Origin of the sequence: Nostoc parmelioides FACHB-3921, assembly GCF_014696625.1 — a bacterium.
In the GTDB taxonomy this organism is placed as follows: domain Bacteria; phylum Cyanobacteriota; class Cyanobacteriia; order Cyanobacteriales; family Nostocaceae; genus Trichormus; species Trichormus parmelioides.
The window spans coordinates 1-8,630 of sequence record NZ_JACJQL010000126.1; the positions used below are offsets into that span (position 1 = coordinate 1).

Sequence of the window (8,630 nt, forward strand, 5' to 3'; positions counted from 1 at the left end):
TGGAAAAATAAATTTTCTACTTTCACTATTTTTGCGAAGTATAAAATGGATATCTGCTTCGTGAAGCATAATGTGAGCTAAAAGCTCATTTTTTCATTCAAGTCACAGTAATCCCGCCTTCGCTCCTGTAAAATTTACCCCTTGCAAAATTGCTTTGGTGAAATTAGCTCCTCGGATATCGGCGTTCTGAAAATTTGCTCCGCTAAGGTCGAGTCCTTTGAAGTCTACACCTCTTAGCTTTGCTCTGTTGAAGTCAGCGTTTCTTAAATCAGTATTGGGTGAGAAGGGACGACCTCGCAGGGTTTTACTAGCATAGTTTTTGGGCATAAGTCTATAAGTCTGGCCGGAAGAAAAAAATACCTATCAAAATCTTATGTGATTTACTTTCTTAAATTCTTCTGACTTGCAATGTTTTTTACCGCATCTCACCAGATTCCTTGATATATTCCACCAAATTTCTGGTATGCCCCCCTTCAGAAATTCGCTCTAAATCCCCCACCAGGATAAACAGTTCTCGCGCTCTACTCACAGCAACATTCAATAAATTAGGCCGCCGATTAATAAACCAAAGGCTATCACTTGATTGGCATTGGCGAGTCGAGAAAATGATTACTGATTTCTGCCCACCTTGGAACGTGTGAACTGTGCCAATGCTTTGCTTTGAAAAATCTGTCCAGCGAGATTTTAAACGTTGAGTCAGCGCATCTACTTGACGGCGGTAAGGTGAAATCACGCCAATTTCGTTAAGAGAGTCAGTAGGATTTAAGCAATAACCCGCCGCTAACAACTCCTCAATCAACGCTTCTACTGCATCAACTTCTGCCCAATTAACGTTGTTCTCCAGTTTCCCTTCCACATTGTAAGCAATCAGGTTAGTACCCAACCGAGAAGCTTTAGGCTCAGTTTTGATGATCATCCCGTAATTGCACAGGCGATCGCGTTCTGCCCACCCCTTGGTGATCGCAAAAATCAGCAATCAGTCTCCTCTACAACTCCTCTCTCATTACCAAATTAATTGCTGAGTCAATTAACTCAACTGCTGATATTTCATAGTGATAAGTCTTAAATTTAAACTTTCCTACCTGTTCGAGTTGTTTCGATGGTCGATGTCCATATTTGTTCTCATACATTTGTAGGGCGATAGTCCCGATAGCGGTCATCTGTCCTGGCGTAGCAGTGAGTTTGCGTGACTGTAATCTAGATGCGACGGTAACGTTTGCTGGTGTCGCAGCAACCGCTTTGGCTTGGCTTAAACGCGAGAATGTTTTGCTTAGTTCATCAATAGATGAAATGAGTAGAGTTGTTAACCCAGTGAACCGTTTTGCAGGTTTATCTGTTTCCACAGCAATCTTTAATGCTTCTGGCTGCCCAACCGCAATAAAAGTATTTTGAGCGCGAGTCATTGTTGTGTAGAGCAGTTGACGGGTTAACATTCGGTAGTTAGCCATTAGTAACGGAAAAATCACAAACTGAAATTCACTCCCCTGGCTCTTGTGACAGGTTATACAAAACGAGTGCATGATTTGGTCAAAGAACCCTGGATAGTAATCGACGATCGCGCCCCCCTCCCAGGAAATTTTCACCATTTCTTTTTTCTCATCTATCGCTACCACCTGACCAGTCTCACCATTCATCACTGGCGGGAGTGTATCATAACGATTTTTCAGTTGTATCACTCTATCCCCAACTCGATACACTACAGATCCTAAAACCACTTCAGGTTGGTTAGGTTTTGGCGGATTAAAAATAGGCTGAAGCAGTTTATTGAGACTGTGAACACCAGCCGCCCCTTCCTTCTGCGGTGCTAACACTATCACGTTTTTATTCAAATCTATATTCTCTTTCTTCATCGATGCGACTAAAGAGACAATGCTTTTAGCTGTCATTTCTGGTGAAATAGCTTCTAACATCGCACAGTCACCCACATCCATCCACGAGGCAGGTTGATTAAATTTATCCAGTGGCGGAACCGTGCCAAAATTTACCTCACTAGCTGCATATATAATCGGGCTATCCTGTCGCTGTCGATGAATTTTTTGCAATCTCGTTGTCGGCACTATTTCCGAATTAAGCAAGTCCCGCAGCACCATTCCAGGGCCAACACTAGGTAATTGGTCAGAGTCTCCTACTAACAGGATTTGTGTTTTTGTTGGTAAAGCTTTCAATAGGGAATTGAACAAAAATATATCCACCATTGAAAATTCATCAACGATTAACCAATCAAGAGTTAAAGGATTATCCTCGTTATAGTAAAAGTTTTGCCCTAGTCCTTGCCATTGGAGTAGACGGTGAATGGTGCTTGCCTCCATTCCAGTAGCCTCTTTCATCCGGTTGGCTGCCTTTCCGGTCGGGGCGGCAAGAGCTACATTCACCCCCCTTGATGTTAACCATTGCACCAAGGTTCTTAGCACATAAGTTTTACCACGCCCAGGCCCCCCTGTAATGATACTAATAGGGTGTTTAACTGCCATTAACAAGGCACTGATTTGTTCAGGAGTTAAGCGTGAGAGTTCACGATATTCAGGGGCTTGGAAGTCAGCTAACCAATTTTCTAGATGTAGGGTTGGGTAAGTTGGTCGGTTAATTAGAGTTTGGATTTTTAGCGCTACAGACAGTTCAGCACGGTAGGCGGCTTTTTGATAAATACTATTCGCTACCTCACCATAAACTAAATTTTGCTGCTCAACTAACTGACTAACAATTGTGTTCAAAGATTTATAGTCTGGTTTGTGGTGAGGACGTTCCAGCAAAGATACAGATCGCCCCAACAAATGAGATTCAGGCAGAAAACAGTTACCCTCACTCAAAGCCTCCTTCAAAACATGGAGTAAACCCTTTTGATAACGAGCGTCACAGTCAACCGACAATCCCAGTGACATCGCCAATTCATCAGCAGTTTTAAAACCGATGCCCTCAATATCATCAATTAATTTGTAAGGGTCGCTTTTGAGTTGTAATGCGGTTCTGTGTCCATAATGCTCACAAATTTTTAAGGTTAATCGTAGTGATGTTCCCAGACCCAAAAGCTGGGCAATAATTCCTCTAATTGGATTGGTTTTACTCTCTGACCAAGAAGAGGTAATTGTAGCGATGCGAGATTTACCAAGTCCTGGGATTGACTCAAGTTTTTCTGGGGAAGCATTTAATACCGATAGGGTTTCATAGCCAAAGTAATTGACAAGAGTTTGGGCAGTTTTTTTCCCAATTCCTTTAAAAAGTCCACTTGATAAATACTGCTGGATTTCATTCAAGGTTAGCTCTGGAAGTTTATCGACTTTAGAGAACGAAATCATCAAACTACCATCCTCCTGACAAGAAGAGCGTTCTTTCCTGATTAAATCGGCTATAACCTATATGATCACATTTTCAAATAAAATAGCAGCCACGAACAAAAATAAACATTTGTAATCGACTTTTCACCGTTATCTTAAGTTGTAACGGTGCAGTAAACAAACTCACTTATGAGCCGAATCATCGCAGTATTTAATCAGGCGGGAGGTGTTGCCAAAACCACCCTTACCCAAAACCTGGGCTACCAAATAGCACAATTGGGTCGGAGCGTCTTGCTCATCGATATAGACCCCCAAGCCAGCTTAACTATCTTTATGGGCTTGGTTCCAAGGGATTTAGAGCAAACTGTTAATAATGCCATTGTCGATGAACTACCCCTACCAATCCATGAGGGTATTCATGGCATGGATTTAGCTCCGGCTAACATCTCTCTGGCTACGGCAGAAATGCAATTAGTTAATGCTTCCATGCGTGATTTTCGCCTAAGAGAAGCCATCGAACCAATCCAAGAGAATTACGATTTCATCCTCATAGATTGCCCCCCCAGCTTAGGTTTACTCTCTTACATCTCCCTCGTAGCTGCCACTCATGTTCTCGTCCCTCTGGAAACCCATTTCAAAGCATTTGAGGGTACAGGCGAACTCTTAAAAACTGTTGCTACCGTCCGCAACAAACCCAACCGTAAACTACAAATAGCTGGGTTTGTACCCACAAAATACGATGCCCGTAACTCTCAAGACACCCGTACCTTAGCAGCCATCACCGAACAATTAGCAAACGCCGGAACAGTATTTCCCCCCATTCCTCGCTCTACTGCTTTTGTGGATGCTTCAGAAGAGCGAATGCCCCTTGCTGTGTATGAACCAAAGCACCCATCTGTCCAAATCTTGAAAAAAATAGCTGTTAGTTTAGAATCTTTAAAATGAGACGCACTACTAAAGCCAGCCAGCCCCTTAAAAGCAAAATTGAAGTACCTTGGGACACCACAGGCGTTATTAATGCCGATTCTGACCAAACCATCCCATTAGACCAGATTTCTCTGCCCCCGAATCAACCTCGTCGTTACTTTGACCCGGAAGCATTAAAGCAGTTAACCGAGTCGATAAAACAGCATGGCATCCTGCAACCCCTGTTGGTACGCCCCCTTGATGGAGAAAAACACGAATTAGTAGCAGGAGAACGTCGCTATCGTGCCGCCCAAGAGATTGGACTTCAAGTTGTCCCTGTTGTCATTAGAGAATTAGACGACAATGCTGCTTTTCAACTGGCACTGATCGAAAACTTACTGCGAGAAGACCTGAACCCAGTTGAAGAAACCGAAGGGATTCTGCAATTGTTGGCTCTCAAACTGGGTCGAAGCATTGAGGATATCCCGCCATTACTGCGCCGCTTGCAACACGAGCGCAAAGTAGCGGCCAATTCTTCCAATAACGTTATTGGAAAACCAGAATCAGCCTCAGATAACACTGTTCAGGATGATGTTGTCAAAGATGAATCCGAAAATTTAGCTCCTGACAACAACGTTATTGGGTCACAAGAATCGGACTCAGAAAAAACTTCCAATAACGTTATTGGAAAAGATGAAAACCATGAACAGCAAGGCTCACCCCTAGTAAATCCAGACCTCGAAGTTGTTGAAAAAGTGTTTGAAGGCTTAGGCTTAATGACTTGGGAATCATTTGCTAATAACCGCCTGCCCTTGTTAAACCTTCCAGAAGATATCCTTGATGTACTAAGGGAAGGTTCACTTGAGTACACCAAAGCCAAAGCCATAGCTCAGATTCAGAAATTAGATGAGCGCGTTGCCTTTTTAGCACAAGCTATTGCCAACAACTGGTCTTTAAGCGAAATCAGACAGCGCATTAGTGAGAAGAAAGTCGTAGCCTCTACCCCTGACACCGACTCAAACAATTACAAAGAGCGTTTTACTGCTGCGACTACTAAACTAAGAAAATCACGCATTTGGTCAGACCCTAAAAAACGCAAGCAAATTGAAAAGCTGCTATCGCAACTAGAGGCGCTGACGAGTGTTGAGTAATAGCGCCCATCAATTATGGGTAAGTAGAATTGTTAAAATTCTTGTGGAAAACCGTCTGCTACTGGGTAATTCTGGCAACAAACGGCAAAAAGTATTAAGTTGAATCTAATGCCAGTAGTACAGTCTTCCCACAAGTGTTCCCATGCTAGAGTCAGAAAAACTCAAACAGATAGTACAAGCTTGGTTAAGTTACATTAGGTTAGAGGAACTGACTCAAGCTGAAGTCGAGCGTTCTTCAGATATTTATTCAAAAGTAGTAGATAAGGGAGTGCAGCTTGTTGGCAACAAGTTACTCCTAGATAGTGAAGTATTTACCCAATTTCAGCAACAGCAACAAGCAGCCATTAGAGGTAACAAAAATGATGTTCAAATGGCTGTTGCCTTCCCCCAAATCTATAGAATTAACGGCAAGGGCAAAGACCAAAAGCTGAAATACCTGCCTTTGTTCACCATCGATATTTCACCCCTGTTTAAAGGGAATTACCGCAAAACTGGTTGGGACTTGACCGAATACGAGTTTCAGCCAGTGATTGTTAATTTAATGCGGCTGTACAAATTAGAGGAAGAACAAGCCGAATCATTGATTGTTGCATCAGGAATTTTGAAATTCTTAGAAGACACATTTAAAGGAAGATTCCCAACGCTGCGAGACTTTCTTGAACTGGTAGACTTACCAGGAGGAAATTACAAAACCTCTCGACAACCTTATTTGCTACGCTGCGACTTTACACCCTATAACGCCTTACTTAAGCAAGACATACAAGAAATATTCAAGGAACTGCAACAACCTGACTCTAAGGCAGAATGGCTAACTGAAACTCACCCAGCCATGCAGTACCTATGCGGTCAGCCACAATCACCTAAAGATGAGGTGATGTTCTGGGGTGCTTTTCCGTCCCATGCACCTGATGAATTTCAAGCCTCTGTCCTCAAACACGCCCAGGAGAATTTACTAACTGCTGTTTGTGGGCCACCGGGGAATGGAAAAACCGAGGTGTTTCTGCACCTCATAGCCCAGCAAGTAGTAAATCGGGCGTTACGACTTGTTCACGGTCTTGATGATGTAAATAATTTAATATTCTTTGTTGGCGCTAATAACAGCACCGTTAAAAAATTTCAACAACGACTAACTATAGATTTTCCTGTTCAACAGTTTTATCTTCCAGGCGGCAATCAAGTTAATATCCGTAAGGAAACCTTACCCAAACTGCAATCAACCCAAGATTGGCTGCGTAATACTGAATTTAACCAAGATTCCTGGCAACAAGCCAAACTCGAATTGCTGCAAGCAGAAAGTGAAATTCAACAAATCCAAGAGCAAGACCGCTTGAATACTGCTCAAAAAGTTATTGACATTGAACAGCGATCGCAATTGAATGGAGAAATCGAATCACTCAATAACGATATTGCTGCTAAGTCTGCCGAGTTACAAGCCCTAACTGAACAGCTATCAAGTTTGGCTGCTTACGAAAATTTTCCCATTGATGCTTACGAACAGATACAACAGGCGTTATTCCAAGCAGAACGGGAACTGCCCAAAGATTCTGACTCTATGACAAAACGCGCCTTGGACTGGCTCAATGCTACTACCGAATCGCGAATTTTTCAGCGTTTGGCGAATCGAATAAACGCGGCAGTTTTAAATACCTTGGCAACAGCGCATCCCTTTCAAATACCCATTGACCTCTCTAGTTTAACCACAGCAATCACCTCTGTTAACCAAAAAATCGGTTTGTCACGGCAATGGCGCAATCTAAACCTGGAAGTAACTGAAATTCAAATCCAAATAGCGGCTTTAACTAAAGAACTAGAGCTAAAACAGGCTCAACAGCAACAAATCCAAGAACAACTTGATAGTTACCCCGAAGCGGATTTCTTGTGTCGTTTTTATCGTGACTATCACCAATTGCAGCTAGAACTATTTCAATGTGCCTGGGCGTTTCTGTTGCAAGAAACTCTCCGGCGCAAAGATAGCGTTATGAGGGCATTAGAAACTTACGGCAGTGTACTAGCAGGGGATGGAGAAGCATTGCTAAAACTGTCAACTGATAGTGATGCCATCTTAAGTCACTTGAGCTTGATTTTCCCTGTCATTACCTCCACCCTTCAATCAATGCGTAATATGTTGCCAATTCTTCAGCCTAATATCATCAAGCTGGCACTTGTGGATGAAGCGGGAACAACTCTTATACATCAATTATTTCCTTTGCTAGTGCGATCGCAACAGGCGGTAGTGGCAGGCGACCCCCAACAAATTGAGCCTATCGTTAACATGAGCGACGATACCATCAAGCAATATTTTAAAACTGCCTTTCTGGATCGAGGCATGAGGAATGAAGATTATTATCGCTATGCCCCCACCGCTAAATACACAGCTACCGCTTATCATCGTGCTGCTGGTGCTAGTGGTACTGAAGGGGACAATGGCAATGGCATTATTCTGAGAAATCATTACCGTTGCACCCCGTCTATTATTCAGTTTTGCAGTCCCAATTATCCCGGCGGTCTGCAAATTCTTTCCGATGATCACCGGACGGCAACAGAACCGCATCTGTTGGCTTACCATGTCGAGGGAAGCCACACCCATAACACTAATCCAGAAGAAATCAACGCTGTAGAAGCTGTAATTACATCCTTGCTGAAGCAAGGTTACTCTATTAGCGCGGAGGATAACTCAAAGACAATTGGGGTAATGTCGCCGTTTTTGCAGCAAGCTAACGCGCTCAAGTATCGGCTTTCTACCCGTTGGCGAAACTTTTGTTGGGATGATATTGGCACAGTTCATAATTTTCAAGGTGGGGAGAAAGCAGCTATTATCTTTTCTCCTTACCAGTGTCACCAAGAGCATAGTTTTTGGTTCCTCAACCGCAAACCCAATTTACTAAATACAGCCGTTAGTAGGGCGAGAGAATTGTTTATTTTGGTGGGCAATCTCAGGGAACTAGAATTAGCTGGCGGTGAAACCAAGCGGTTAGTTGAACACATTCGGCAACATGGAGAAATTCGCTAGGATTGAGGCTTTAATTAGGGGTAAAGTTTTCCATACAGCGCTTCCGGCTATTATGCAATACAATTTTCCTCTTCCCCCTCTCCTATTATAGCTTTCAGCTTTGAGGATGTACTTCATAGCTGCCGGAAGTGCTGTAACTTTACCCTACTTTTAATTTTATTAAAAAAATTATCAAAACTAGGACTTACGCATTGACAAAAAATTTCATTCATGTGTACTAAGCAACACAAGTATGGGTAAGATTTTCTACAATGTAATCACGCAAAACTAAAGTGAATAAGTTCCTTTGCA

At 42.7% G+C, this 8,630-nt stretch carries 6 protein-coding genes; 3 read left to right on the forward strand and 3 right to left on the reverse strand.

All coding sequences use genetic code 11. The features are described from left to right. Positions 1 to 102: 102 nt before the first annotated feature. The 3 genes from H6G14_RS32105 to recD2 all read right to left on the reverse strand — a co-directional run bounded on the left by H6G14_RS32105 (position 103) and on the right by recD2 (position 3,293). Positions 103 to 327: a pentapeptide repeat-containing protein gene (locus tag H6G14_RS32105; protein ID WP_190572914.1), complete on the reverse strand. Its 225-nt coding sequence runs from the start codon at positions 325 to 327 to the stop codon at positions 103 to 105. Positions 328 to 415: 88 nt separating this feature from the next. After that, entirely contained in the window at positions 416 to 976 is a 561-nt protein-coding gene (locus H6G14_RS32110) for an AAA domain-containing protein (RefSeq protein WP_242054281.1), read from the reverse strand. A gap of 10 nt (positions 977 to 986) precedes the next feature. Beyond that, on the reverse strand, positions 987 to 3,293 hold the full coding sequence (gene recD2, locus H6G14_RS32115) for an SF1B family DNA helicase RecD2 (protein ID WP_190572916.1): 2,307 nt from the start codon (positions 3,291 to 3,293) through the stop codon (positions 987 to 989). A 168-nt stretch (positions 3,294 to 3,461) separates the two neighbouring features. Here recD2 and H6G14_RS32120 point away from each other — a divergent pair, with 168 nt between their 5' ends. The 3 genes from H6G14_RS32120 to H6G14_RS32130 all read left to right on the forward strand — a co-directional run bounded on the left by H6G14_RS32120 (position 3,462) and on the right by H6G14_RS32130 (position 8,339). Beyond that, the gene (locus H6G14_RS32120) at positions 3,462 to 4,217 is read left to right on the forward strand and encodes a ParA family protein (protein ID WP_190572918.1); all 756 of its coding nucleotides are present in this window, start codon (positions 3,462 to 3,464) and stop codon (positions 4,215 to 4,217) included. After that, positions 4,214 to 5,329 carry a ParB/RepB/Spo0J family partition protein gene (locus tag H6G14_RS32125; protein ID WP_190572920.1) on the forward strand — a complete coding sequence of 372 codons (1,116 nt, stop codon included), beginning with the start codon at positions 4,214 to 4,216 and terminating at the stop codon, positions 5,327 to 5,329. Before H6G14_RS32120 ends, H6G14_RS32125 begins: the two co-directional genes overlap by 4 nt. 142 nt (positions 5,330 to 5,471) lie before the next feature. Then, positions 5,472 to 8,339 carry a DEAD/DEAH box helicase gene (locus H6G14_RS32130; protein ID WP_190572922.1) on the forward strand — a complete coding sequence of 956 codons (2,868 nt, stop codon included), beginning with the start codon at positions 5,472 to 5,474 and terminating at the stop codon, positions 8,337 to 8,339. The last annotated feature ends 291 nt before the right edge of the window (positions 8,340 to 8,630 follow it).